Source organism: Phaeodactylibacter sp. (genome assembly GCF_022763345.1).
Classification (GTDB): Bacteria; Bacteroidota; Bacteroidia; order Chitinophagales; family Saprospiraceae; genus Phaeodactylibacter.
In genome coordinates this window covers 24,119-49,091 of the sequence record NZ_JALEGS010000017.1, presented here as the reverse complement: position 1 = coordinate 49,091, position 24,973 = coordinate 24,119, and the positions used below count along the sequence as shown (strand labels likewise).

Here is a 24,973-nt window from a genome sequence, read left to right as displayed (position 1 = left end):
CTAGTTTTTACGTCGGCGCATTTCCGCGCGGCGCATGGGCATTTGATCGATGCGGCCGAAAAGTTCTGACATTAGCACGACATCATCCTGTTCTGTTTTGATTGTACCGTCCTTTCCAATCAACACAAATTTTAATCCGCTTTCCGGTACCGGTCCGTATTTGTCCAATAGCGAGGCGCGTATTTCGGGGCGCAGGGAGGCTCCCTCAGGGGCAATGCCGGCATCTGAGAAAAGCTGGTACAAAACCAGGTCGCGGTCTGTGACTTCTTCGGGAGTTGCCGTCCAAAGGTCAATTTGCTGCCGGAATGCGGGCTCCTCCTTGTCAGGAGCCAGCAGCAAAACGACCCGGTGCGCCCAAAGGTGCTGTTGCAGGGGCTGTGCACTCCCCAAATGAGCGAACAATAAAGACCCAATAAACCAAACGAACTTCTTCATAATTCTCGCTTTACTTCAAATGACTGCATTGCTTTTCTGAAAAATCAGAATTTCCTGCTAGTCAAGGCAATAACTGAATGCCCGTAATTGTTTACTAAAACGTCTCAAATCCCTTTCACCCATGAAGAACTTCCTCCTCCTCTCCGCCCTTTTTGCCGTACAGGCTACCCCCGCACAGGAACGCTTCGTCAGCCATGACCTCGAAGGCTACTACGACTGGTTCCACGAGCAGTCGCAGGTGGCTGACCACTACGAATCGAATACGACGCTTTATACCTTTACCGCCGACACTAAAGTACACGAAGGCCCCTGCCGGGATGCTGAAGTACTGACCACCCTGCCGCTGGCTTTTCCGGTAACGAACCTTAGCTACAATGACGACTACTTCCTCCCGGAAGACGAGATTAACGGATACGGTGATTTCTGGTATCAGGTGACGGGCCGGGATGCCAACGGAAAGCCCTTCCGTGGCTACGTCTGGGGCGCTGACATTGCCAAAAGCTACCACCGCGCCGACCTGAACAAGGACCAAACGCCTGAGTACCTCCTGCTGGGCATTTCCTCGCATGAGCGGAAAAAATTGAGAGATATCAACGGTGAACTGCGCCTGGTGCAGGATGGCAGACTATTGACCGCAAGCACAGTGCCCGGGCTCTGCCTGTTTGAGGATTGTGCTTCGAGCTCCCTCCTCCGGGTCATCAACACCCCACAGGGCTTCCCGGTCATCGAAGCCAGTACCATGACAGTGGGATGCTGGGCAGGCATTGAAAAAGCCTATTACTTCTACGATGGTGCTAACTTTAACCGCGTCTACCATGCGGAGTACACCACTGATCACGAAATTGCCAGCGAATCTTTCATCGTTAATCAGGGCGCTTCCGCACAAGTCTGCCAGTACAGCCATGAAGGCAAAGACTACGCTCCCGTCTGGAAATGCCGACCGCTAGACAGCCAAAACGACCGGGCGGAAATAGTTATGGAACCGACCCGAAACGCAAACGCTAAATAGCTTATCCGCTACTATTCCGGCTACCCAAAAAACGAAGTACAACGCAGTCCTCCTAAGCGGAAGGCTGCGTTTTTTTTTATTTTTTTTGATTTAGGCCAAACATCTGTAGCCCTCATCAGTTCAAAAGGCGCATTAGATAATTCTAAACAACCAATTGAAAATGAGATACTTATCAATCACATTTGTTTTAGTGCTTGGACTCAGTACCCTGGCATTTGGTCAGAAAAACAACGATGAGGAAGTTTCAGCAGAAACTTATGAAAGGATGATCAAGAATGCCTATGAAGTCAACCTCAGGGCTTTAGCCATTAACACCCTTGGTCTTACCGAAGAACAAATCATTGACTTTACTCCAGTATACATGGACTACATGGAGGAGCAAGCTGAGCTGATGGAAGACCGCCGCGAGATGGTTGAAAAATACAGGAAGGAACTTGCTGAAAATGACTCCGAAGAAGACAAGAATGAAGAACGTGCTGAATTTGTCGAAGATTACTGGCAAATCGATATTGATGAAATGCAGTTGAAAAATAATTACTTCGACAAACTGGAAGACCTGATTCCCTATGAGAAAGCGATGCGCTTTTTCGACATCGAGGAATCCTATCGCAGCCGTATAGCCCGTGCTCAACTTGTAGAAGTTATGCCGGTAATGGTGGAACTTGAACCCATCAAGATTGCCTACGATGTGGAAAAAGAAGCTTTTGACAACTGGAAAGCCATAAATGTTGATGGAGAAGTAAGTCTCGATCATGAATATACCTACAATGGGTTAAAAAAACTGATGAATTATGCGGAGTCCATGGTCATGATGGAGGGAATTGATGTAGATAACTTTGAACAACGTAAATCCGACATTATGAGTCTGGCGAAGGACCTGACTAAAAACTGGACCTCCACAGAACACGCGGACAAAGCAAAAAAAGCTTTCGAACACACAGCTGCATTGGTAGCTGATATTAAAGAAGAAGCTAACGTTGTGCTTTCCAACAATCAAATCAAGCACCTCAATAAAGCAGCAAGTGCGATCAACCCAAGTCAGTTAATGACTGATCAGGAAGAAAAAGTCTATGCCTTTTTTGATCATGCGCAAAGAGCGATGAACGCCTTGTCCAAAAATATTGCAATGGATAGTTACGAAAAGTACGACATTCGATAGACCAACTTGCTTCCATGTAAAGGAATAGCGCACTAGAGCTATTCCTGTCCCGCGAAAAGCTGATCGCCCCTGATTGGGGTCAGATCAGCTTTTTGTGTATATCAAATGACGTAAGTTTATCGCTTTTGCAGGCTACAGCTATTCAAATTACCTTATTTTCAGGCCATTATTAACCTTGTGAAATGGAAATATGAAAAAATGCTTACCCCTGTTGCTGGCCCTGGTACTTCCGGTACTGCTTGCCGGTCAGCAGCTCAATCATGTCCTTGGAGAAGCCCTGATCCGGCTGGAGCCAAAAGCCAGCATCCAATCCCTTACCGGCCGCCTGCAAACCTTCAACGGGCGGTCTACCAATTTCAAAGTCATAGAGGAAGTAGCACCCTACATGCGCATCTGGCGTGTGGGGTTTGACCATACGGCGGTCTCGGAAATTGACTTCCTGGCCCACCTCAACCGCATGCCGGGCATATCGGTCGCTCAGTTCAACCACCTGTTGGAGCTGCGGAGCACTGTGCCAGACGACCCGGAATTCCAAAATCAGTGGCAATACATCAATGGCGGCCTGGGCAACTGCGTGGAAGGGGCTGACATTGATGCGGACCTGGCCTGGGACATCACTACGGGTGGCACCAATGCCCTGGGCGATGACATCGTGGTTTGCATCGTGGACGACGGGCTTGACCCCAATCATCAGGACTTTGGCGACAACGTCTGGGTAAATGTCGCAGAAATTCCCGGTAACGGCATTGATGATGACAATAACGGATTTATTGATGACTACGCTGGCTGGAATACCGGCTCAGATGATGATGACATTGATGCATCCAACGGGCATGGCACCCCCGTTGCGGGCATCGTTGGCGCGCAAGGCAATAACGGCATCGGCGTGGCGGGTGTCAACTGGGATGTTAAACTCATGATCGTAGTTGGCGGTTCCGGTATAGAGTCGGAAGTATTGGAGGCCTACAGCTTCCCGCTTGCCCACCGCATGCGCTACAACGAAACCGGAGGAGCAGAAGGCTCTTTTGTGGTAGCTACCAACTCCTCCTGGGGTGTCAACTTCGGGCAGCCGGAGGACGCGCCCCTTTGGTGTGCATTCTACGACACCCTCGGCGTACACGGTATTCTCAATGCCGGTGCTACGATCAACGGTGAGCAGAATGTGGATGAAGTTGGCGACCTCCCCACCGCCTGTAGCAGTGACTTCATGATCAGCGTGACCAACCTCAACTGCACCGGCAATAAGGTCAATGGTGCAGGCTTTGGTATAGAGACGATAGACCTCGGTGCGCCCGGTCAGGGCACCTGGACAGCCGCCGAGGGCAATACCTATGGTGGATTTGGCGGGACTTCCGGCGCGACGCCTCATGTAGCGGGTGCGATTGCCCTGCTTTACTCTGCTCCCTGCGGCCAACTTACTCAACTGGCGCTGGATGCGCCGGCAGAAGCAGCACTACTGGTCCGGCAGGCCATCTTCGACGGCGTAAAGCCCAATCCGAGCCTGGAAGGTATAACGGTGACCGGCGGCACGCTCAACCTTTACAACAGCCTGCAGATGCTGCTCCAAAACTGCGGCCCCTGCCCGGGCGCATTCGGCCTGGAAGCCACGGCGGTAACAGACAGCAGCGCGACCATTAGCTGGGTATCCACAGACTCCACTTTGCAATCCAGCCTCTACTGGCGGGAAAGCGGGGACACGACCTGGCAGATTATTCCGGATACAGTAGCGCCAGTTGAGCTGAGTGGCTTAATGTCTTGCAACGCTTATGAGTTTGCCGTGGAGGAAACCTGTGCAGATACCACCGCTTTCTCCACCATCGCCACCTTCCTGACCAATGGCTGCTGTGATGCGCCGCAGGACTTGTTCGCCGAATCCACGGTGGACAGTACCGTGCTATCCTGGCGTCTGGTATCGGCTGCAAGTGCCTATCAGGTGACCGTTACCTGCCTGATGGATACCCTGACTTACGACAGCGTCTTCGCCAACACACTGACCATTACCGGGCTCGACTCTTGTCAAACCTGTGTAGCCAATATCCAAAGCTTGTGCAGTGATGACCTTTCACCCGACTCCCTGGGTACGGATATCCTCTTTGACGTACCAGGCTGTGGCAATTGTATAGACCTCGACTATTGTATGGTGGAAGGTGATACTGATTTTGAATTCATCAATGCCGTATCCATCAACGACCTTGAAAATGCCTCAGGCAACGATGGCGGCTACGGGGATTACACTGGCCTGAGCACAAGCATGGAAACCGGCGCAGGCTACACCCTGACCATTACACCCGGCTGGACATCCACTCCCTATTCAGAGAACTACTGGGTCCTCATTGACCTCAATCAGGATGGCACTTTCGACCTGAGCACCGAAGTGGTGGGCAGTGTAACCGATTCAGAGGAGACAAGTATCGAAATTCCGATCTTCATCCCAGACGATGCCCTGATCGGCAGCACCCGGATGCGAGTGGCAATGGCTTACGAAACGAGCTCTGTACCCGAATGCGGCAACAATATTGAGGGGGAAACAGAAGATTACTGCCTCGAGATTACCGACGAGATACCGCCCTGCCCTGCCCCGGGCGCTATCACTACGGACTCCATCAGTTATCAGCGTGTCTTCCTGAGTTGGGAAGGCAATAACGATATGTATCAGCTGCGCTTCCGCCCGGAAGGTGCAGCGGAGTGGTTAAGCGTTGGGGACATTGGTGCCCAAATGCTTATCCTGCAGGGATTGGAGGTTTGCACCGATTATGAAGTGCAAGTGTCTGGCTTTTGCGGTGATTTCCCAAGCGCATGGACGGAGACTTTCTTGTTCTCCACCCTCTGCAATCCGTCCTGCGACAGTGATGCAGCTATGCTTTCCGCAGGTGCCCTTACAGATACCACCGCGATGCTAAACTGGCAGGCACCCAATGCTGCATTGGGCTATGAGCTTCAAGTACGCAGAAACGGTACAGTGGCCTGGGATACTTACCCGACCACTGACCTGGAACTGCAATTGGAGAACCTCGACTCCTGCTCGGTCTACGATGCCCGCATCTGGGTCACCTGCGAGGGCGTCAACAACATCAGTCAGCCCTCCGCCATCATGAACTTCCAAACGACCTGCCTGACCGGGACCGAAAACCTGGCCCGCCAACTGCGCCTGGAAGTCGCGCCCAACCCCTTCCGGGAAACCCTCGGCATTCAATTGGAACTGGAGGGGGCGCAAACGGTGCAATACCTGCTTTACAATGCCGCCGGCCAACTGCTCCTGCAGGAGGAGGAAGCACTGGCACAGGGCATTCAGCAAAGCAGCCTGTCTACCGCTACCCTGCCTGCCGGACTGTACTGGCTGAGCGTGCGTACGGAACGCGGCGTCGCTACTATTAAGGTGATTAAGCAATAGCCCGTTTGACGGACTGACCTGCAGCGGCCGGCATTTCCAATGGAGATGCCGGCCGTTTTATTATAACCTCATTTGATAGCATCATTAAAGCAAAACATCAATTTACCAGCAATGATACTATCATATGATGCTATCAAACAACACAAGTACTTTGAGCCCACCGCAAAAAGCTATCCTTCAAATCCTGGGAATCCAACGTTTTGCGAATCAGCCTCTACTCACAATAGAAACATCATAAGCCCTGTCAGCTTCTAGTTCGCAATCTCTGCCAGATCGCTGCCATTTGACCAGCTTCCCATTGTAAAAGAATAACCAGTATTGTTCTCTCAGTCTCGGGTTGAAGCTTCCATCCAGTTCAAACCGGCTATACTGTACCACCTCCACATGCCCATCCGGATAGCTTTTCGCACAAATGGAATTATCCGGCTTTTTGCCAACGGCTTTTTGCACTTCCTTCTTGGTCATGCCCATACTTACCTTATAAAGTTTGACATCCCTGGTGGCGTTACAGCTTGCTAGCTGCATGGCGCATAATACTACGATCAATAAGTACCTCATCTGACTGTTTTTTAAGCAAGACTTACTCTGTGAAAAACATTCCCTTAAAGCCCAGTTTGACCAAACGCTGAGGTTGACACAAAAAGACCGTTCTGAGTGGCTTTAGAGGAAGCGCATACCTTCTCAATTTAAGTTTTTTGCGCCCATCTGTCAAGAGGATCCACCAATTGGGGCTTCAAACCAATACTCAGTTCAGGCTTTATGCCTAAACTCCAGGTTACACCATCTTGCTATCACTAACTGCAAAGCTTATGTCCCCACCCGCAGCACAATCTTCCCTTTGCTCTGATTGCTTTCCATATACCGGTGGGCCTCCGCCACTTCTGACCAATCGTAGACCTTATCGACAATCGGGCGCAACTGTCCGTTCGCAAACAAGGGCCAGGCAAAAAGTTGCAAATCGCTGGAGAGGCGGATTTTGTACTCCAAGTCCCGGGCGCGCAGGGTGGAGCCAATAACCTGAAGCCGCTTGCGCAAAACCGGTGCGATATTGAGGTTATCCACTTTCACCCCGCCCAGAAAAGCCAGGAGCACCATACGCCCTTCCAGCCCCATAACGTCGAGGTTTTGCTGCAGATAAGGCCCGCCGATGAAGTCCACAACCACATTCACGCCTTCCCCCTTGGTATAGTCCTTTAGCCTTTCGGCAAAATTTTCTGTCTTGTAGTCAATGGCCAGTTCCGCGCCCAGTTCCTGACAAAGGCCATGCTTGCCCGCCGATGCAGTGACCACCGGATGTGCGCCCATGACTTTGGCCAGTTGGATGGCAGCAGTGCCCACCCCGCTTGCGCCCGCATGAATTAGTACCCGCTCGCCTTCCTGCAGGTGGGCCAGCCAGCGCAGGGCTTGAAAAGCGGTAAGAAATACCTCTGGGACCGCTGCGGCCTGCACGGCATCAAAACCTTCGGGCCAGGGCAGGGCCAGGCGCTCGGGAATCACCGCATACTCGGCATAGCCACCGCCGCCCAGCAGCCCGCAGACTTTATCGCCAATCTTCCAGTGAATGACCTGCTCGCCGACTTCCACCACCTCACCGGCCATCTCCAGTCCCATAATCGGGCTATCACCTTCCGGCGGGGGGTATCGGCCCATACGCTGAAGGGTATCGGCCCGGTTGAGGGCTGTGGCTTCCACTTTGACCAGTATTTCGTTCGCGGCAGGGGTAGGGGTCTCATAATCGCCCAGATAGAGTTCTTCCGGGCCTCCAAAATCTTTAATTTGTATGGCTTTCATCGTTGTATTTTAATGGCTTCAAACTGAGCTGCAGCATCGGCCCAAAGACGCTGACGGCCAGGTGCGAGGGCGCGGGCGTGTTCAAGATAAGGCTTGAAAGTTTCAGGCTGCGTTGCCCATCTGTCCAACCAAGATACGATTTCGGCATGAGACAGGCAAAGCTCCCCGTTCCGGCCGGCCTCCACGTGGTTGGGCACATTGCCCCCGGCATACGCCAAAATAGGCAACCCTGCCGCTGCTGCTTCCTGCAGGGCCATACCGTAGGTCTCCATGTAAGCAGCTGAGATCAACAGGTTGGAGTGGGTGTAGGCCGCCCTAAGGGCTTCCTGTGTCAGCGTGCCCAGGTAGTGTACGCCTTCCAGCTTTTCCGCAACCGACAGGCACTGTTTGGCGTATGCGGGTTCCATGTCCTGATTACCAGCCAAACTGAGCACTACGCCTTCGGGTGGCGCGGCTGCCCAGGCGTTCAGCAGGGGCAGTATGCCTTTGCGTTCCACTACATTAGCGACCACCATGGCTTGAATGGGGTGGGCTATTTTGTCCTGCACCACCGGCAGCAGTTCCAGGGCGGGCTCAATCACCTCAATCGGTTTGGAAACACCCCGGTCCCGCAGGTAATCCGACGTGTAGGGGCTTGTCGCCAAATACCAGCCAAAGCGCTGCAGCCAGGGCCATTCCTTTTCCCGAAACCAGTCTGCCCCCTTCCATCCCGCCGGTGGGTGCAGGCTTTGCAGGTGGTGCACGATCAGCCCGGATTGCTTCGCAAGTGCAGGTGGCAGCGTTGGGGCAAGTAGGGTGTCTGTGAGCATCGGCACCCCTTCCGGCAGGCCCTCCGATTGGGCACTTTCGTAAATGGTGTGCCCCCGCTCGCGCAGGGCATCGATCAGGTGGCGGTTGTAAAGGTTGCCGCCGGACACAAAGGCTCCGGTATCCGGAATGAGAAAGGCATACGCTTGCTCCTTAGGCTTCATAGGCCGCCCAGGCTTCGTGCGACTCACCGAGGACGACTTTGATCCGTCCGTCAAACTGATCAGCCACAGCTGCCTTTACCTGCCCGTGAATATACAGAGCCAAAAACTCGGTAGTCGTCAGCTTGCCCTTGAATTGCGGCAGCTCGTCCAGGTTTTGATAATCCAAAGGAGCAAGGGCTTTCTTTAGCGCATCGTGAGCCAGGGCGATATCGATGACGATGCCCATTTCCGTGAGTTGACCGCTGTAGAAGGTCACATCGGTAACGTAGGTCGCGCCGTGCAGCCGCTGTGCCGGCCCAAAGTCCGGGTGTGGCAGGGAGTGCGCAATCATAATGTGCTGTCGGATGGTAACGCTGAACATATCTTATATTTTGGATGAATAATCGAAGGCAGTACCCAGAGAGGGTATAACGCCTGAGCGCAGTTCCTCAAAAAAAGCCGGCGCCTGTGCGAATGGCAGCAGTTGGGTGATATGAGCATCGTAGCCCGGGTCCCCCAGCAATTTCATCACCAGGGCTTTACGGCGGTGAAAATCCCAGCGTACCTGGTGGCCTGACGGAAGATTGGCCACCTGCGAGCTGATGATTTGCTTGCGCCCGTAGTGGAAATCGCCGCCCAACTGCACTTTTGCTTCCTGCTCGCCGTACCAGCTTAGTTCGATGATCTTGGCTTCCTGCCCCACAGCATCTATAGCTTGTTGCAGCCCATCACCTGTGGCGGTGGTATGAAAAGCGAGGTCTGTCGGCTGTCCATCCCATGCTTCAAACCCCATTTCCAGGTGCTGCGACCGGCGTTGTTCATTTGTTTCTGCCACCTGCACCTGTACGCCCGGCATGCGCGACAGGGTCCGGGCCAGTAAGCCCCCGATCATCCCGAAACCCACCACCAGCACCCGGTCGCCCAGGCTGACACCGCTGTCCCAGATGGCATTCACCACTGTCTCCATATTGCTGGCCAGGGTTGCCCGCAGCACAGGGACTTCAGGAGGAATAGGAAATAGCGCTTCAGCAGGGGCACAGATTTCCGTTTGATGGGGCCAGAGGGTATGCACCATTTGTTCATGCAACGGATGGCCAGGCGCTTCCACTTGCCCTACCCAGCTATAGCCATAGGTCAGCGGGAAGCTGAAAGTGCCAATCATACCCGGTACCCGCATATCGGTATGCAGGGAACGGGGCACCCCACCGGTGGCAACGAGGCGTTCTGTACCGGTGCTGACCAAGGAGTAATGCGCCCGTACACGCAGGCCTTCATCGGAATGCTCAGCGGGCTGAATAGCGGATTGAATATCCGAAAGGTGCCATAGGGCATGAGACATATTTACTGACTTTTTGGCGTGGCGGTGACTTCCGGAGTAACCGGGACCGACTGTTGTATATTTTCGGGTATGCCCACGAACATCATCGTATCGCCCACCGGCTCAAAAGTGAAGCTATGGAAAGCAATGGCTTCGTCTACTTTAGCGATTGGCGCGAACTGCACAGCTCCCATGCCCGAGCCAAACAGCATGGGCGAAATATGCAACTGCAGGATATCTACTGCTCCGTCTTTCAGGAAACGGGAAGTGGTGGTGGGGCCCCCTTCCAGATAAACGGTCCGAATGCCCCGGCTATACAGCGCCTGCAGTACCCGAAGGGAACATGCTCTGCCCTCCGGTGAGTCTGGCAATTGCGTGTAATCCACGGGGGCATCCACACAGGCTTTTGTAGTGCCATACACAAAGATGGGCTGATCACAGGCTTTTAGCAGGGAATCGTAATCCGCATCAGGACGGCCCACCACCACGCGGATGGGATGCTCGCCGGCTACATGCCGGACCGTCAGCCGGGGCCGGTCGCAGGCCAGAGTGCCGCCACCAATCAGTACGGCATCGCATAGTGCACGCATGCGGTGGGCGTGCACCAGGTTTTCGTCATTGCCAATCCATTTGGAGTGGCCGGATTCGGTGGCGATTTTACCATCGAGCGACTGTGCAAAGTGGGCTACCGTGCAGGCGCGCTGCATTTGATCCGCCATTTGGGGCAAAAAAAGGTAGGGCAGGTAAGTTCGAAGGTATTGAAGAACAACGGCATCGAAGTCTCCGTGCTTGCGTATGCTAAAACGTAAAGTATCTATTCTCTGGAGGTGGGCCTGACCGGGAAGGGGATCGTGGGCGCCTGTGTCAAGCGCGATATAAACGACTTTATCTGCGGAAAGCGGCTTGTTAAGAGAAACTTCGCCGGATGCGGAAAGGCAGGCAAAATGGACAGGCGGGGTGGTGCGTGACAGAGCCGCACGCAATGCTAAAATCCCATTCCATAGCCCATCTGTCATTGTTTACAGCTTAAATAAATGCCCCATTTCGTCCTGCTTTGTCTTAAGGTATTTAAAGTTCTCTTTCTGCGGCTTGATGATCAGTGGCACGCGGGCGAGCACATCGATTTCCGCATCGTCAAAAGCACTGATTTTTTCGGGGTTATTGGTCAGCAGGTTGATTTTGTCGATCCCCAGTTCCTGTAGCATTTCGATAGCGATGTTGTACTGCCGGGCGTCTACTTCCAGCCCCAGGTGGATATTCGCATCCACGGTATTCATGCCTTTATCCTGTAGGTTATAGGCTTTCAGCTTGTTGATGATGCCGATGCCCCGGCCTTCCTGCCGCAGGTACAGGACCACGCCCCCATGCTCAGCGGCCAGGCGCAGGGCTTCTGCCAGTTGCTCCCCGCAGTCGCAGCGTTTGGAACCAAAAAGATCACCGGTGATGCATTCAGAGTGCAGGCGCACCAGAATAGGTCCGGAGGGGTCAGCGTCTTTATGGATGAGCGCCAGGTGCGGCATCCAATCCTCATCACTTTCTGAAAAGGCGACCATATTGAACTCGCCCCAGGGCGTTGGGATCATGGCTTCTGCCTGCCGTTTCATTGCTGTTGCGTTTTTTTGCTGAATCTGCTTTACCATCCCCTTTGTATCATTAGCGCAGTGGCTGCCCGTTGTTGGGGCAGGCACCTGATCATTCTTTTATTTCTTTTCAAACCTTATTTCACGCGAAAAGTTTTGATGAGCGGAGAATGCAGGCTTCGGGCTTCTCATCCTGGAAAAGAGGAGGGCTGCTTTCACCTTCTGTGACGAATATCATTTTACTTTACAAAAACTAATCCTACTTTTGAAGTGTATTTGAGATAGTCACCATGAAAAACATTGCTCAATTTATGGCATTTTATTTCCTGCTCGGCAGTTTCCTGCCCGGAGCGGACTTTAGCCAGTTGAGCAAACTCCCCTCGGCACTCCGGCACTTTCAGTTGCATAAAGAACTGGCTGCCGATCAGGGCGACACCGTGTCATTCCACCACTTCATGGGTGCGCATTTCTGGAATCCTGACCATCATGACCATGGTGACGGAGGTCAAAGTCATAAAGACCTGCCGCTGAAGCATGTGCATTCTTTCGACCACCTCGTCTTGCAGTTTCCTTATGTCATCTCTCCTGCACCGGCAGAAAACAGACATTTCCTTACTGAGAGGCCCCTCAGCTTTCTGCCGCACCACCACCTCACCAATGTTTTCCGACCACCCATTCAGGCCTGATTAGTATTCTGCTTTACCGGCGGAGCGATCTCCGCTATTCTTTTTCAAGTCTGAATTGAACCACACATGATCAAAGCAATCATTGAGTTTTCCGTACGGAATAAACTCATCATTCTCCTGTTGATAGCGGGGTTGATCAGCGCAGGTATTTACAGCCTGTCCCGTCTCCCCATTGATGCTGTACCTGACATCACCAACAATCAGGTGCAAATTGTAACCGTCTCCGGCTCTCTGGCCCCTCAGGAAGTCGAGCAGTTTATCACCTACCCGGTCGAAATCGCTGTAGCGAATATACCGGACGTTACCGAAATCCGCTCTATTTCCCGCTTCGGGTTATCGGTCGTAACCGTAGTATTCGAGCCCGGTGTACCTATATTACAGGCCCGGCAGTATGTCAAAGAACAGCTAGGCATGGCCGAGCAGGAAATCCCGCCCGGACTGGGCACACCGGAGCTGATGCCGATTACCACCGGGCTGGGCGAAATTTACCAGTATGTCCTGCGCGTGAAGCCTGGCTATGAGGATCAGTACAGCCCTATGGAGCTGCGCACCATTCAGGACTGGATCGTCAAGCGCCAAATGGCGGGCACTAAGGGGATCATTGAAATCAGCAGCTTCGGGGGCTACCTCAAGCAGTACGAGGTCGCCCTGAACCCGGTCACCCTACAGGGCTACGACATTGCCATTAGTGAAGTCTTCGATGCCCTGGCCCGTAATAATCAGAACAGCGGTGGCAGCTACATCGAAAAAAACACCAATGCCTACTACATCCGTACCGAAGGTATGGTACAAAGCTTTGAAGATATCGAGCAAATCGTGGTGGCGACCCGCAACGGCACGCCGGTTCTGATCCGCGATGTGGGCGAGGTGCAGCTCGGCAGCCCAAAACGCTTTGGGGCGATGACGATGGATGGGAAAGGCGAAGCCGTTGGGGGCATTACCCTCATGTTCAAAGGCGCCAACTCCTCGGAAGCCATCGCCAATGTGCACGACCGGGTGGAACAGGTCCGGGAATCCCTGCCGGAAGGCATTGAGCTTTATCCCTATCTCGACCGCTCTGTACTCGTCGGCAAAACCATCAACACCGTCAAAAACAACCTGCTGGAAGGCGGGCTGATCGTGGTCTTCGTCCTGGTGCTCCTGCTGGGCAACCTGCGGGCGGGGCTGATCGTAGCTTCGGTTATCCCCCTTGCTATGCTTTTTGCCCTTATCCTGATGAGCTACTTCGGACTGTCAGCCAACCTTATGAGCCTCGGCGCGATCGACTTTGGTATCGTGGTGGATGGAGCCGTGATTATTGTGGAAGGGGTATTGCATGCCGTTTTCACCTATCATGTAGGCAAACAACTGACGCAAGCTCAGATGGATGACCTTATCATCGACGAGTCTGCCAAGCTCTTCCGCTCAGCCGTATTTGGGGTATTTATCATACTCACGGTGTTTATCCCGATCATGACGCTCACGGGTATTGAGGGAAAGATGTTCCGGCCTATGGCGATGACGTTCAGCTTTGCGGTGCTGGGTGCGCTTATCCTTTCGCTCACCTATGTACCGATGATGACCGCCTGGGTGATGCCGCGAAATATAAAAGCCCATAAAACTTTTGCAGACCGTATCGTTAACTTTTTACGCAAGCTCTACCGCCCCACACTTGAGGGTGCGCTACGCCTGCCACAACTGGTGCTGGGTGCCACACTTGCAGTCCTGATTGGCTCCGTGCTCCTGTTCCGCACCCTGGGCGCTGAATTCCTCCCTACCCTGGAAGAAGGCGACCTGGCCATGCAGATGGCTATTCAGCCGGGCAGCTCCCTGCAGGAGAGTGTAAAAACCGCTGGCAAAGCCGAAAAGATCCTCCTCGACAATTTCCCGGAAGTGGAGCACGTCGTTTCTAAAATCGGTACGGCCGAAGTCCCCACCGACCCTATGGCTATTGAGGATGCCGACATCATGATCATCCTCAAACCGCAGGGAGAATGGGTGAGCGCTACGGACCGCGAAGGGCTGGTCAATGCCATGAAGGAAAAACTGGACGTCATTGCCGGTGCTTCTTTTGAGTTTACCCAGCCCATTCAGTTGCGCTTCAATGAGCTCCTGACCGGCGCCAAGACGGATATCGCCGTGAAGATTTTTGGCGAGAATACCACCGTGCTTAAACAGCAGGCTGACCAGGCGGCGGACATTATCAAAGGCATTCCTGGTGCCGGCGACGTCAAAGTGGAACAAACCGAGGGCCTGCCCCAACTGATGGTCGAATTCAACCGGCCAAAGATTGCAGAGTACGGGCTGGATATTGAACAGCTCAACACCCTGGTGCGCACTGCTTTTGCCGGGGAAACGGCAGGAGTGGTCTTTGAGAATGAGCGAAAGTTCGACCTCGTGGTCCGTCTTGATCAACCAAGCCGGCAGGAGCTTGACCTACAGCAGTTGTTCGTCCATCTGCCCGACGGTCGGTCTTTGCCGATGAGCGAGATAGCCCGGGTGCATTACACAGAGGGCCCGATGCAGATTTCCCGGGAAGGCACCCGCCGCCGCATCAACATCGGAGTGAATGTGCGCGACCGGGACGTAGCGAGCCTGGTGGCTGATATCGAAGCGCAGCTCAAATCCGGGCTCGATTTGCCTGCCGGTTATTACATTAAGTACGGTGGGCAGTTTGAGAACCTGGAGGCGGCCAAAGCCCGGCTGGGAGTCGCCGTACCGGCAGCCCTGGCGCTGATCTTCGTTTTGCTTTACTTCACCTTTGGCAAACTGAAGTACGCGCTGATGATCTTCACGGCCGTGCCTACTGCCGCCGTTGGAGGCATTCTGGGGCTCTGGGCCAGGGGCATGCCGTTCAGTATTTCGGCAGGCGTTGGGTTTATCGCCCTCTTTGGCGTTGCGGTGCTGAATGGTATCGTACTCATCAGCCACTTCAACCGGTTGCGGTACGAAGAGGGGTACACGGATATCCGGAAAGTCGTCATTGACGGCGGGCTGGCACGGATGCGCCCGGTGATCATGACGGCCACGGTGGCAGCACTGGGCTTTTTACCGATGGCGCTTTCCACCTCTAATGGCGCGGAAGTGCAAAAGCCGCTGGCGACGGTCGTTATCGGCGGACTGATCACAGCGACCCTGCTTACCTTGCTCGTCTTACCGGTGCTTTACTACCTGGCGAATAAGAACCTGAAACCGGCTGTCCCTGGTGCAGCAGTGATTGCAATGCTGCTCCTGGCCACACCGGCTATGGCTCAACAGCCACTCACACTCGACTACGCCACACAGCAGGCGCTGGAGCTTAATCCGGACCTGCAAAACAGTACGCTGAGCATCCAACAGGCCCAACTGGGCATTACCGCGGCCCGCGAGATCCCCCAAACGGAGTTCATGGCCGGCTTCGGGCAGTACAATACCACGATGGGGGATTATCAGGTTTCGATTACGCAGCCCTTGTCTCCATTCGGGTTGAATAAAAAACAGGAGGCGGCGGCCCGCGCTCAACTGGCACTGTCTGGTAGCCAACAGGCGTTGCTGGAGCATCAGGTCACCTTTGGCATCAGGCAGGCCCGGCAAAACTGGCTGGCCGAACAGGCCCGCCTGCAATTGTACCAACGGCAGGAGCTGGTGTTCCAAAATCTGGCCGACCGGGCAGCGCTTCAGCTGCGGGCCGGTGCCATCGACCGCTTGTCGTACACCCTGGCTCAACAGCAACTGACACAAGCCCAAAGCGCTACCCGCCAAGCCCTGCAACAGGAGGAACAAGCGTTCCGCCGTTTCCAGCAGCTGGCCTATAGTCCGGCATCGGTCCGGCCGTCAGATTCCCTACAGGCGCTCATTTCAGGAACGGCAGACACCACGGCTGCCCTACAGGCTTTTCTCCGCCCGCTGGAGCAGGAAATGCAGGCCGCTGCTGCAAAGGCCGAGGTGGAAGCCCAACGCCTGCAGCCACAGTTATCGTTTGGGTACATGCAACAAAGCATTCGCCCCGACCTACCACTGAATGCCGTTCAGATCGGGCTGCGGGCACCGATTTTCCAAAAGAGTCAGCGCGCCCGCATCGCTCAGGCAGAACTGGAGGCGACCAAAGCCGCGCAGCAACTGCAAGGGCAGCGGCAGCAGCTCGAACAGGAACGGCAGATGGCTCAGGTGCAATGGCAGCAACTGGCCCGGCAACTGGAAGAACAGGGCCCGGCACTACTGGCTCAGGCCCGGCAGCTGCGGCAGCTTGCCCAACTGCAACTGGAGCAGGGGGAAGTCAACTACTTTCAGTACGCTCAGAGCCTAAATGCGGCCCTAAGCAGCGAGCTCGAACGCATTAACCTCACGGTCCGCTACAATCAGGCGATGCTGTACCTCGAATTTCTATCTCAGTAATCCACTTTAAAACAACCACCATGAAATACGTATTTTTCATCTTCATCCTTTCCGCGAGCCTAATGGCTTGCCAAAACGAAGCCGCACCGGCCGACGGCACTGAAACGGCGGCAGCTACCGAAACTGCTGATGGCCTCATCCACTTATCTGCCGCCCAACTGAAGGAGGCAGGCATCCAAACCGGACAGCCCGAGCAGCGGGAAATTCCGACTTACCTTTCCTGCTCTGGCACCATTGATGTGCCCCCGGCTTATCAGCAGGCGGTGCACAGCCCGGTGATGGGTTTTGTGCGCAACATCCGCCATCTGCCCGGAGAGCAGATCCGGCGGGGCGAACGCCTGGCCAGCATTGACCACCCTGACTTGGTGCGGCTTCAGCGGACTTTCCTGGAAACGGCTGCACAGCTGCCTTACCTTCAAAAAGATAGGGACCGTAAGGCGGAACTGGCGCAGTCGGATGCCGCTTCTCAGAGAGACTATGAACTGGCGATATCGGAACTGTCCATCATGCAGGCCCGGTACGAAGGCCTGAAAGCCGAGCTGGAACTCATCGGTATCGATGCTAAAAATGTGGAGGAAACGAAGAAAATTCAGTCTGCAATCGGCATTTATGCACCCGCCGGTGGTCAGCTCACACACGTGGAAGTCCGTTCTGGTCAGCTCGTACAGCCGGAGACCATGCTTTTCCAGGTCACCGACGATAGCCACCTCCACCTGGAGCTGCAAGTCTATGCCAAAGACCTGCACCGCGTGAAAAAAGGACAGCCGGTGATCGCCAACCTGCCGGGCGAAGAGGCACCGATAACCGGTACAGTGCACCTGGTGAACCAAAGCATTGATATGGAGCAAAAGACCGCACGTGTGCATGTCCACCTGGATGAAGGCACCTCCAAACTGGCGATCGGCAGCTTCCTGTTTGCCAAAATACAGACAGACAGCCGCATGGCACTGACCGTGCCGGAAGAAGCGCTGATCCGCTCCGGTGAAGAAGCCTTTGTCTTTCAGGAAACCGGGAATGGCTTTCAGCGAATACCGGTAAAGCCGGGCACCGCTGCCGATGGGTATGTAGAGATTAGTGGAAACAATATCACCGATCGGACGCCGGTGGCGCTTAAGGGTGCGTATTATATTAATGGTACAGAGTAAATCGAACGTGGGGAGGCACCTGTGAATTACGGGTGCCTTCTTTTATGTGGTATTACACGGTAGATTGATCCATCCGCAGACTTTCTTATTCCAAAAGCCTTTTTCCTTGTCTTCGAAAAGGAACTATAGCTGGATACCTCCCTTGATGTGCTAAGTCTACTCTTCTTCACTTGCTAGCCTTGAAGTACTGGAAAGAGCTTGCTTCAATTCTTCTTGTAATTCTCCTACTATTTGCGCTATCATTCGGTTTGAAATATTGTCTTGTTCTGATTTATCGTAAATAGATAATAAATAAATATCGGTATCTTTTGGTTTTTGGACTAGTTTAGTCTCAACGTAAGTAATTATCCTCATGCCACCACTTTTGCCTTTGCCTTTGCTTCTAACCGCGAGCCTTACCTTGTAAACATTTTCACTGATTTGGACTCCAATTCTTGGTTCCCCCTCTAGTTCTGCCGTAAAATCCAGAAGCTCCCGCCTCAAAGAGCGGTATTTTTTGATTAATTTTTTCGCTTCTCTTTCAAAGTTCGGGGTCAATATAACATTAACACTCATCTAAAAAGTTTTGCATCGTGCGTCTTGGTAACTCACCGGATTGGATCTGCTGTACCTCATCGAAGGCTTTCCTTAAACGCTCTTTAAGCTTTTTATATTCAAAGAATTCGCTCAGCTCATTTTGAAAGTCTTCCCATTCTGCAAATGGGATCATTACCGCCTTCTTGTTGCCGCTTTCATCTACCACAAATTCAAGATTCATTTTTCCCATTTTTTAACTGTTTGTATCCAATAATACAAAAAACCTCTACCCATTTTAGTTCAATTCTCCATTGTTTTTCTGGTCTGAGTCCGGACTAGTGTGTGACTAAATCATAAAGTCAATATTCAGGTCTGTTAGGCCGGGAAACAGGCCGCCCCTTTCCCATCTTTTGCCGAAGTATGTTATTTTTACGGCTAACTATCATAAACGACCTGACCACCCATGACCGCAAAATCCAACCTTCCCAACCGCGCGGAGCGCAGAAAAGCTCAGCAGCGCAAACAACGCAACCTTATCCTTTTGATGGCTATTCTCGCACTCCCCGTTGTCGGGGGGCTAATCTATATGTCTATGCCAAAATCCACACCCCAGGCTTCGGGGCCACAGTTTACCAAACAGGGTACGCTTACGTTTTATGCAGAGCAGGGCGATCAGGCGATCAGCACTATCGATATCGAAATCAAAGCTGATGATATGGGCCGGGCAGAAGGCATGATGTGGCGCAAGTCCATGGAAGAGGATCAGGGCATGCTTTTCATTATGGAGCGGGCAGAGCCGCAGTCCTTTTGGATGCGCAATACTTATGTCCCCCTAGACATTATGTTCATCAGTGAAGAGCAGCGCATTCTGAATATCCGTAAGAATGCACAGCCCCAAACGCTGAGCCCGCAGACGAGTCAGGGAGATGCCAAATATGTACTGGAGGTAATTGGAGGCCTGTCTGATAAGCTGGGGGTAAAGCCGGGCGACCGGATTGAATTTGAGCGCCAATAAGACTATGCTGGGAATTCGCTTCAGAAGCGAATTCCCAGCATAGTCTAAAAAAATCCCCCCGACGCGGTCTTGCCGTGCCGGGGGGATTATAACAATTGTACTAGAAAACCCGCTGAGCGGGATCAATATTACCCATTCTCGAGGGCAGCAGCACCGCCCACGATTTCGAGAATTTCGTTTGTAATGGCTTCCTGACGCGCTTTGTTATAGGAAATCTTGAGGTCGCGCAGCAGTTCCTGAGCGTTCTCCGTTGCTTTGTCCATAGCCGTCATACGGGCACCGTGCTCAGAAGCGTGGGTGTCAAGGACGTACTTTTGGAACTGCGTTTGAAGGATGGTCGGAATAAGGTATTCCAGCAATGCTTCCTTACCGGGCTCGAAGATATAGTCAGCCAGCATGCCTTCCGTTTCTTCTTCACCAGCTTCCGCCTCAATCTTAGGGACAGGGAGGAACTGCTCCACCTGGGTAATTTGAGTGGCAGCATTTTTGAACTTGCCATAGGTCACATCCACTGCATCAAAGTCACCATCCTCGAAACACTGAATGAGCATCTTAGGCACCTCAGAAACGTTGTCGAAGCTCAGGTTATCAAAGAGATTGACATAGCCCGGGATGAAGTCCAGATCCGGATAGCGCTTTTTAAAGTACTCCGCTCCTTTCTTACCGATGCATAGCATGCTCAGGTTACCGCTTTCGCGCACCGCAGCATACTTGGTGTTCACCAAATGAGCTGCAGCTTTGGAGATGTTGGAGTTGAACGCACCGCAAAGACCACGGTTGGAAGTCACCACGACGATGCAGGCTTTCTTTACCTCGCGCTCTGCGCCAAGGCTGCTGCCGGCATCTCCTTCCAGATTGGAAAGGATGTTGCGCAGTACCTGATTCAGTTTATCAGCATAGGGGCGCATTTGCAGGATCGCGTCCTGCGCACGGCGCAGCTTAGCCGCTGACACCATTTTCATCGCCTTGGTAATCTGCTGAGTATTCTGAACCGACTTAATACGGTCCCGTACCTCTTTTAAGTTAGCCATCTATAGCAATTTTGCCGGCAGCCGCCAGGGGCTGCCGATCAAATAATGTATTGTCTTACTTCTTGTACTGTGCAGACAGTTCGGCTGCCAGTGCTTCTACCTTGTCCGTAGCTTCCTTATCCAGCTTGCCAGCCCGGAATGTATCGAGTACATCAGGATGCTGCTTCTCCAATGTGGTCAGGAAGAGCTCTTCGAACTCCTTCACCTTGTCTACCGGTACATTACGCAGTTTGCCTTTGGTACCCAGGTAGATAATCGCTACCTGCTTCTCAACCGATACCGGAGAGTACTGTGGCTGCTTCAGGATTTCCACGTTACGCTTACCCTTATCCAGTACGGCTGTGGTTGCAGCATCGAGGTCAGAACCAAACTTAGAGAATGCCTCCAGTTCGCGGTACTGTGCCTGATCAAGCTTCAGGGTACCGGCTACTTTCTTCATGGACTTGATCTGAGCCGAACCACCCACACGGGATACGGAGATACCTACGTTGATCGCAGGGCGTACACCGGCGTTGAAGAGGTTGGACTCGAGGAAGATCTGACCGTCGGTAATGGAAATTACGTTGGTCGGGATATAGGCAGAAACGTCACCCGCCTGCGTCTCGATGATCGGCAGGGCCGTCAGTGAACCACCACCTTTCACCAATGGCTCGCCTTTTTCGTCTTTGGCGTTGGCCAGGGTATCCGGCAGGTCGTTCATATTACGGGCAATCTCGTCGTTGCTGATGATCTTCGCTGCACGCTCCAGAAGGCGCGAGTGCAGGTAGAATACGTCACCAGGGTAGGCCTCACGGCCCGGAGGACGGCGCAGCAACAGGGATACCTCACGGTAAGCTACCGCCTGCTTGGACAGGTCATCATAAATGATCAGGGCTGGGCGGCCTGTATCACGGAAATACTCGCCCACAGCAGCACCAGCAAATGGTGCGTAGAACTGAAGCGGCGCAGGGTCAGCAGCTGAAGCAGAAACGATAACCGTGTAGTCCATCGCTCCGTTATCTTCGAGGGTCTTCGCTACGTTGGCAACGGTAGAGGCCTTCTGGCCAGAAGCTACATAGATACAGAAAACCGGCTCGCCGCGCTCATAGAACTCACGCTGATTGATGATGGTATCGATCGCAATCGCCGTCTTACCCGTCTGACGGTCACCGATGATCAGCTCCCGCTGTCCACGGCCGATTGGAATCATGGCATCGATAGACTTGATACCAGTTTGCAGCGGCTCGTTTACCGGCTGACGGTAGATTACACCCGGTGCTTTGCGCTCCAGAGGCATTTCGTAAGTCGTGCCTTCGATAGCACCCTTACCGTCGATTGGCTCACCCAGCGCGTTCACTACGCGGCCAACGAAGCCTTCCCCTACTTTGATAGAAGCGATGCGGTTGGTACGCTGTACACGGCTGCCCTCACGGATGCCATCACTTGGGCCCATGAGTACCACACCTACGTTGTCTTCTTCCAGGTTCAGAACGATCGCCTGTGTGCCGTTATCAAATTCCACCAGTTCACCAGCCTGTGCTTTGGTCAAACCGTACACACGCGCAATACCGTCACCTACCTGAAGTACGGTACCGTACTCTTCAAGTTCGGTTGCGGAGCTGAAACCGGAGAGTTGTTGTTTGAGTATTGCTGAGATCTCATCAGGTTTTACATCAACCATGTCTGAAAAATTTTATCACTGCGCGGTGCAGCGGGTTTTCTAGTATTAAAGTCGTTAATTGGATACCTGCGAAACGTAGAGGTTATCCCTAAACTGACGCTTGAGCCCATCCAGTTTGCTGGCTAGGCTGGCGTCATAAATTTTATCGTCAAATTCCAGTACGAAGCCGCCGATCAGGTCGGGGTCCACAACGGAAACGATTTCTACCTTCTCGTCTGTAGCTTTGCTTTCCAGCAATTTGACCTTGATCGCCTCCAGCGTTTTCTCATCCAGCTCGGTCGCCGTAGTGACCGTAACGGTGGAGATGTGCATGAGGCGTTTGTACTGTGCCAGGTATTCCGTCACGATTTCCGGCATGTAGCTTTCACGCACTTTGGTGGTCAGCACGTCAAGGAAAGAAGAGGTCAGTTGATCAAATTTCCCTTCGAAGAGGGTTTTGAAAATCTGCTTCTTCTTGTCGGTCCCCACTACCGGGCTTTTGAGCAACAGGTACAGGTCGCGGTTGCTGAGCAATTCTTTGAAGGTTTCCATGTCCTTCGTGACGGCTTCGAGCTTATTTTGCTCCTGAGCCAGCTCAATGAGCGACTTTGCGTAGCGGGAAGCTATTCTTTGTACAGACATATCAATTTATAGTTTTCGATAAGAAATGCCGGGGCAACGCTTACCGATGGCTTAGTTCATTTTGATGTCATCGACCAGTGAGCTGACAAACTGCTCCTGACCCTTCTTGTCGTCCAGTTGGCGGCGCAGCAGCTTCTCAGCGATTTCGATAGACAGCACACCTACCTGATTTTTCAGGTCCGTCATAGCAGCCAGGCGCTGATTTTCGATATCCTGCTTGGCATTATTGACGATTTTGCGGGCTTCGTCCTGTGCTTTTTCCTTAGCTTCTTTGACGATCGCCTCTTTGGTTTCCTTAGCCTCTTTCAGGATTTTAGCGCGCTCTTCCTGAGCCTGACGCAGCAGTTCTTCATTCTTAGACTGCAGCGCTGCCATTTCTTCACGGGCATTGCGGGCCTCATCGAGGGCATCCTGAATATCATTTTCCCGTTTTTTCAGGGCATTTTGGATAGGGCCAAAAGCCATGCGGCCGAGCAAGGCCCAAACCAGCAGGAAGATCAGAGTCGTCCAGAAGATCAGGCCCGGATCGGGCTTGATAACGGAGAAGTCAGCCAAAAACAATACGTTAGCCATTGTATCGAAAAAGTTTAGAAGGTAATTTTTGTTAATCCAACCAGCTCACTCAAGACAGGAGGCGCAGACAGCCAACCGCTGCTGCAACCACCCTGTGCTTTAATTCCGTGGCGTAGGGCTTAGCCCAACAGGCCTACAACGATCGCGAACAGTGCCGCACCCTCAACGAGTGCTGCTACAAGGATCATGTTGCTTCGGATATCACCGGCAGCCTCAGGCTGACGAGCGATAGCTTCCATTGCTTTGCTACCGATCAAACCGATACCGATACCTGCGCCGAGTGCTGCTAATCCAGCTCCAATTGGTCCCATTGTTATGAGATTTTATATGAGTGAGTAAATAAAATGCTTAGTGTGCGTGTGCCTCATCGTGGTGGTGCTCCTCTACCGCTGCTCCGATGTAGGAGGCAGACAGGATGGCAAACACGAAGGCTTGCAGCGCGGCCACCAACAGCTCAATCAGGTTCATGAAGGCAGTGAACAAACCACCTACCACTGCACCTGCTGCTGCTCCTCCGGTATTGGCGCCGTTGTCGCCAAAGAGGAAGATCAAACCGATAAGGCTCAGGATGATAATGTGCCCAGCCGAGATGTTCGCAAACAAACGAATCATCAGGGAGAAAGGGCGGATAAACAGGCCAAGGATTTCCACAGGCGTCAGGATAATTTTCACCCAGCCCGGAATGCCCGGCATCCAGAATATATGCTGCCAGTAGTCCTTCTTACCGTTCAGGTTCACCACGATGAAGGTGAATACCGCCAGTACCAGCGTCACGGCGATATTGCCGGTAACGTTTGCACTGCCCGGGAAGAAAGGAACCAAGCCCAGCAGGTTGCAGAACAGGATGAAGAAAAACAGCGTCATCACGAAAGGCTGGAAGCGCTCGTAGTGCTTCTCGCCGATCATAGGCTTCGTGACTTCATCACGCATGAATACAAAGAACACTTCAAAGAACGACTGAATGCCCGATGGTGCCTTTCCTTCGTTCTTCTTGTACCCGCGGGCTACCGCATTGAAGATGAAGATCAGCAGCAGGGCTGCCAGGAGCATGGTAAAGACATTCTTGGTAATAGAGAAGTCGTAAAATGAAGTGATGCCGCCACCCATCATGCCACCGTCGAGGGTACTGGGTGCGTCAAGCTTGTAAGATTCATTTTCGTAGTTGACGTAGTAAACGTCTTTTTCTTTTCCTTCTTCGTCCGCTTCAACCTTGTGATCGATGTGTCCAACGTGTACTTCGCCTTTAGGGAAGGAAGCATCGGCGACGCGGTTGATACGCCCGTGGTTGAGTACGTAGCCATCAACGGCGGTGTGGCCGTGCTCAAACATGGCAGAAGTACCGGTCGTCCAGCCATGGTCCGGTGCATAAAGGAAAACAGGAAGTGGGATGTGCACGCCTTTCCAGATATGGAACTCATTGGCATCGGCAATATGGTGCATGACCGTCGCTACCGGATCGTAGCCTTCGCCGTGCTCTTCGTTCTGATTGTGCTCTTCGTGCCCTTCGGCCTGTTCGTGCCCGGTATGGTCGTCATGGCCGTGATCGTCATGTTGCGCAAATGCAGGGCTCATAAAGCCGGAGAGGGCCAGGGCCAGTGTCAGTATGCAGAACTTCTTGATGTCCACTTTCACTATTCTTATGCTTTAGTAGGCTTTGCTTAATAGAGGTGCAAAAACCAGGACCTTTAGAAATCGGCACAAAAGTAAGGCACTTTGGCATATTAGTGAAACGTACAACCT

23 protein-coding genes are annotated in these 24,973 nt (G+C 52.9%); 7 read left to right on the top strand and 16 right to left on the bottom strand.

The features are described 5' to 3' along the window. Entirely contained in the window at positions 1 to 435 is a 435-nt protein-coding gene (locus MRY86_RS04135; protein ID WP_293565594.1) for a DUF4174 domain-containing protein, read from the bottom strand. A 121-nt stretch (positions 436 to 556) separates the two neighbouring features. Between MRY86_RS04135 and MRY86_RS04130 the strand changes: the two genes are divergently transcribed. The 3 genes from MRY86_RS04130 to MRY86_RS04120 all read left to right on the top strand — a co-directional run bounded on the left by MRY86_RS04130 (position 557) and on the right by MRY86_RS04120 (position 5,994). Then, a complete protein-coding gene (locus MRY86_RS04130; RefSeq protein ID WP_293565595.1) occupies positions 557 to 1,444 on the top strand; it encodes a hypothetical protein in 888 nt (295 codons plus the stop codon). 160 nt (positions 1,445 to 1,604) lie between these two features. Further along, on the top strand, positions 1,605 to 2,603 hold the full coding sequence (locus MRY86_RS04125) for a hypothetical protein (RefSeq protein ID WP_293565596.1): 999 nt from the start codon (positions 1,605 to 1,607) through the stop codon (positions 2,601 to 2,603). A 190-nt stretch (positions 2,604 to 2,793) separates the two neighbouring features. After that, on the top strand, positions 2,794 to 5,994 hold the full coding sequence (locus MRY86_RS04120) for a S8 family serine peptidase (RefSeq protein WP_293565597.1): 3,201 nt from the start codon (positions 2,794 to 2,796) through the stop codon (positions 5,992 to 5,994). Positions 5,995 to 6,201: 207 nt separating this feature from the next. Here the strand turns inward: MRY86_RS04120 and MRY86_RS04115 are convergent, their stop codons facing one another. From MRY86_RS04115 to ribA, 7 genes are all read right to left on the bottom strand, one after another. Continuing rightward, on the bottom strand, positions 6,202 to 6,552 hold the full coding sequence (locus MRY86_RS04115) for a hypothetical protein (protein ID WP_293565598.1): 351 nt from the start codon (positions 6,550 to 6,552) through the stop codon (positions 6,202 to 6,204). A gap of 249 nt (positions 6,553 to 6,801) precedes the next feature. Further along, on the bottom strand, positions 6,802 to 7,785 hold the full coding sequence (locus tag MRY86_RS04110) for an NAD(P)H-quinone oxidoreductase (RefSeq protein ID WP_293565599.1): 984 nt from the start codon (positions 7,783 to 7,785) through the stop codon (positions 6,802 to 6,804). Next, entirely contained in the window at positions 7,782 to 8,756 is a 975-nt protein-coding gene (locus MRY86_RS04105; protein WP_293565600.1) for a glycosyltransferase family 4 protein, read from the bottom strand. The genes MRY86_RS04110 and MRY86_RS04105 overlap by 4 nt, the downstream gene beginning before the upstream one ends. Next, positions 8,746 to 9,117, bottom strand: a complete 372-nt coding sequence (locus MRY86_RS04100; RefSeq protein ID WP_293565601.1) for a 6-carboxytetrahydropterin synthase — start codon at positions 9,115 to 9,117, stop codon at positions 8,746 to 8,748. Before MRY86_RS04100 ends, MRY86_RS04105 begins: the two co-directional genes overlap by 11 nt. 3 nt (positions 9,118 to 9,120) lie before the next feature. Beyond that, entirely contained in the window at positions 9,121 to 10,074 is a 954-nt protein-coding gene (locus MRY86_RS04095; RefSeq protein WP_293565602.1) for a zinc-binding alcohol dehydrogenase, read from the bottom strand. A 2-nt stretch (positions 10,075 to 10,076) separates the two neighbouring features. Continuing rightward, complete coding sequence (locus MRY86_RS04090; protein ID WP_293565603.1) at positions 10,077 to 11,069, bottom strand: RibD family protein; 993 nt, start codon at positions 11,067 to 11,069, stop codon at positions 10,077 to 10,079. Positions 11,070 to 11,072: 3 nt separating this feature from the next. Beyond that, a complete protein-coding gene (gene ribA / locus MRY86_RS04085) occupies positions 11,073 to 11,657 on the bottom strand; it encodes a GTP cyclohydrolase II (protein ID WP_293565604.1) in 585 nt (194 codons plus the stop codon). 287 nt (positions 11,658 to 11,944) lie between these two features. Between ribA and MRY86_RS04080 the strand changes: the two genes are divergently transcribed. The 3 genes from MRY86_RS04080 (at position 11,945) to MRY86_RS04070 (ending at position 17,817) form a co-directional block, all read left to right on the top strand. Then, the gene (locus tag MRY86_RS04080; RefSeq protein ID WP_293565605.1) at positions 11,945 to 12,319 is read left to right on the top strand and encodes a hypothetical protein; all 375 of its coding nucleotides are present in this window, start codon (positions 11,945 to 11,947) and stop codon (positions 12,317 to 12,319) included. A 66-nt stretch (positions 12,320 to 12,385) separates the two neighbouring features. Next, complete coding sequence (locus MRY86_RS04075) at positions 12,386 to 16,672, top strand: CusA/CzcA family heavy metal efflux RND transporter (protein ID WP_293565606.1); 4,287 nt, start codon at positions 12,386 to 12,388, stop codon at positions 16,670 to 16,672. 20 nt (positions 16,673 to 16,692) lie between these two features. Then, positions 16,693 to 17,817, top strand: coding sequence for an efflux RND transporter periplasmic adaptor subunit (locus tag MRY86_RS04070; RefSeq protein ID WP_293565607.1), 1,125 nt, complete (start codon positions 16,693 to 16,695; stop codon positions 17,815 to 17,817). Positions 17,818 to 17,973: 156 nt separating this feature from the next. Here the strand turns inward: MRY86_RS04070 and MRY86_RS04065 are convergent, their stop codons facing one another. Together MRY86_RS04065 and MRY86_RS04060 are read right to left on the bottom strand one after the other, a co-directional pair. Further along, complete coding sequence (locus MRY86_RS04065; RefSeq protein WP_282784070.1) at positions 17,974 to 18,372, bottom strand: hypothetical protein; 399 nt, start codon at positions 18,370 to 18,372, stop codon at positions 17,974 to 17,976. After that, positions 18,362 to 18,583 carry a hypothetical protein gene (locus MRY86_RS04060; RefSeq protein WP_044217759.1) on the bottom strand — a complete coding sequence of 74 codons (222 nt, stop codon included), beginning with the start codon at positions 18,581 to 18,583 and terminating at the stop codon, positions 18,362 to 18,364. The genes MRY86_RS04065 and MRY86_RS04060 overlap by 11 nt, the downstream gene beginning before the upstream one ends. Positions 18,584 to 18,796: 213 nt before the next feature. On the opposite strand from MRY86_RS04060, the gene MRY86_RS04055 reads away from it, so the two are divergent. Then, a complete protein-coding gene (locus MRY86_RS04055; protein WP_293565611.1) occupies positions 18,797 to 19,348 on the top strand; it encodes a DUF192 domain-containing protein in 552 nt (183 codons plus the stop codon). Between the two features lie 128 nt (positions 19,349 to 19,476). Here MRY86_RS04055 and atpG read toward each other — a convergent pair whose 3' ends face one another. The 6 genes from atpG to atpB all read right to left on the bottom strand — a co-directional run bounded on the left by atpG (position 19,477) and on the right by atpB (position 24,865). Beyond that, on the bottom strand, positions 19,477 to 20,379 hold the full coding sequence (atpG, locus tag MRY86_RS04050; protein ID WP_293565613.1) for an ATP synthase F1 subunit gamma: 903 nt from the start codon (positions 20,377 to 20,379) through the stop codon (positions 19,477 to 19,479). A 55-nt stretch (positions 20,380 to 20,434) separates the two neighbouring features. After that, on the bottom strand, positions 20,435 to 22,039 hold the full coding sequence (atpA, locus tag MRY86_RS04045) for a F0F1 ATP synthase subunit alpha (protein ID WP_293565615.1): 1,605 nt from the start codon (positions 22,037 to 22,039) through the stop codon (positions 20,435 to 20,437). A 54-nt stretch (positions 22,040 to 22,093) separates the two neighbouring features. Then, positions 22,094 to 22,660: an ATP synthase F1 subunit delta gene (gene atpH / locus MRY86_RS04040; RefSeq protein ID WP_293565617.1), complete on the bottom strand. Its 567-nt coding sequence runs from the start codon at positions 22,658 to 22,660 to the stop codon at positions 22,094 to 22,096. Positions 22,661 to 22,711: 51 nt separating this feature from the next. After that, positions 22,712 to 23,233 carry a F0F1 ATP synthase subunit B gene (gene atpF / locus MRY86_RS04035; protein ID WP_282784062.1) on the bottom strand — a complete coding sequence of 174 codons (522 nt, stop codon included), beginning with the start codon at positions 23,231 to 23,233 and terminating at the stop codon, positions 22,712 to 22,714. Between the two features lie 119 nt (positions 23,234 to 23,352). Continuing rightward, a complete protein-coding gene (atpE, locus tag MRY86_RS04030) occupies positions 23,353 to 23,544 on the bottom strand; it encodes an ATP synthase F0 subunit C (protein WP_044217773.1) in 192 nt (63 codons plus the stop codon). 37 nt (positions 23,545 to 23,581) lie between these two features. Then, on the bottom strand, positions 23,582 to 24,865 hold the full coding sequence (gene atpB, locus MRY86_RS04025; protein WP_293565621.1) for a F0F1 ATP synthase subunit A: 1,284 nt from the start codon (positions 24,863 to 24,865) through the stop codon (positions 23,582 to 23,584). Between the last annotated feature and the right edge of the window lie 108 nt (positions 24,866 to 24,973).

Excerpts from the sequence above, each read along its gene's own strand:
- MRY86_RS04135 (WP_293565594.1), bottom strand. The coding sequence starts at position 435 with ATGAAGAAGTTCGTTTGGTTTATTGGGTCTTTATTGTTCGCTCATTTG.
- MRY86_RS04130 (WP_293565595.1), top strand. The coding sequence starts at position 557 with ATGAAGAACTTCCTCCTCCTCTCCGCCCTTTTTGCCGTACAGGCTACC.
- MRY86_RS04125 (WP_293565596.1), top strand. The coding sequence starts at position 1,605 with ATGAGATACTTATCAATCACATTTGTTTTAGTGCTTGGACTCAGTACC.
- MRY86_RS04120 (WP_293565597.1), top strand. The coding sequence starts at position 2,794 with ATGAAAAAATGCTTACCCCTGTTGCTGGCCCTGGTACTTCCGGTACTG.
- MRY86_RS04115 (WP_293565598.1), bottom strand. The coding sequence starts at position 6,552 with ATGAGGTACTTATTGATCGTAGTATTATGCGCCATGCAGCTAGCAAGC.
- MRY86_RS04110 (WP_293565599.1), bottom strand. The coding sequence starts at position 7,785 with ATGAAAGCCATACAAATTAAAGATTTTGGAGGCCCGGAAGAACTCTAT.
- MRY86_RS04105 (WP_293565600.1), bottom strand. The coding sequence starts at position 8,756 with ATGAAGCCTAAGGAGCAAGCGTATGCCTTTCTCATTCCGGATACCGGA.
- MRY86_RS04100 (WP_293565601.1), bottom strand. The coding sequence starts at position 9,117 with ATGTTCAGCGTTACCATCCGACAGCACATTATGATTGCGCACTCCCTG.
- MRY86_RS04095 (WP_293565602.1), bottom strand. The coding sequence starts at position 10,074 with ATGTCTCATGCCCTATGGCACCTTTCGGATATTCAATCCGCTATTCAG.
- MRY86_RS04090 (WP_293565603.1), bottom strand. The coding sequence starts at position 11,069 with ATGACAGATGGGCTATGGAATGGGATTTTAGCATTGCGTGCGGCTCTG.
- ribA (WP_293565604.1), bottom strand. The coding sequence starts at position 11,657 with ATGAAACGGCAGGCAGAAGCCATGATCCCAACGCCCTGGGGCGAGTTC.
- MRY86_RS04080 (WP_293565605.1), top strand. The coding sequence starts at position 11,945 with ATGGCATTTTATTTCCTGCTCGGCAGTTTCCTGCCCGGAGCGGACTTT.
- MRY86_RS04075 (WP_293565606.1), top strand. The coding sequence starts at position 12,386 with ATGATCAAAGCAATCATTGAGTTTTCCGTACGGAATAAACTCATCATT.
- MRY86_RS04070 (WP_293565607.1), top strand. The coding sequence starts at position 16,693 with ATGAAATACGTATTTTTCATCTTCATCCTTTCCGCGAGCCTAATGGCT.
- MRY86_RS04065 (WP_282784070.1), bottom strand. The coding sequence starts at position 18,372 with ATGAGTGTTAATGTTATATTGACCCCGAACTTTGAAAGAGAAGCGAAA.
- MRY86_RS04060 (WP_044217759.1), bottom strand. The coding sequence starts at position 18,583 with ATGGGAAAAATGAATCTTGAATTTGTGGTAGATGAAAGCGGCAACAAG.
- MRY86_RS04055 (WP_293565611.1), top strand. The coding sequence starts at position 18,797 with ATGACCGCAAAATCCAACCTTCCCAACCGCGCGGAGCGCAGAAAAGCT.
- atpG (WP_293565613.1), bottom strand. The coding sequence starts at position 20,379 with ATGGCTAACTTAAAAGAGGTACGGGACCGTATTAAGTCGGTTCAGAAT.
- atpA (WP_293565615.1), bottom strand. The coding sequence starts at position 22,039 with ATGGTTGATGTAAAACCTGATGAGATCTCAGCAATACTCAAACAACAA.
- atpH (WP_293565617.1), bottom strand. The coding sequence starts at position 22,660 with ATGTCTGTACAAAGAATAGCTTCCCGCTACGCAAAGTCGCTCATTGAG.
- atpF (WP_282784062.1), bottom strand. The coding sequence starts at position 23,233 with ATGGCTAACGTATTGTTTTTGGCTGACTTCTCCGTTATCAAGCCCGAT.
- atpE (WP_044217773.1), bottom strand. The coding sequence starts at position 23,544 with ATGGGACCAATTGGAGCTGGATTAGCAGCACTCGGCGCAGGTATCGGT.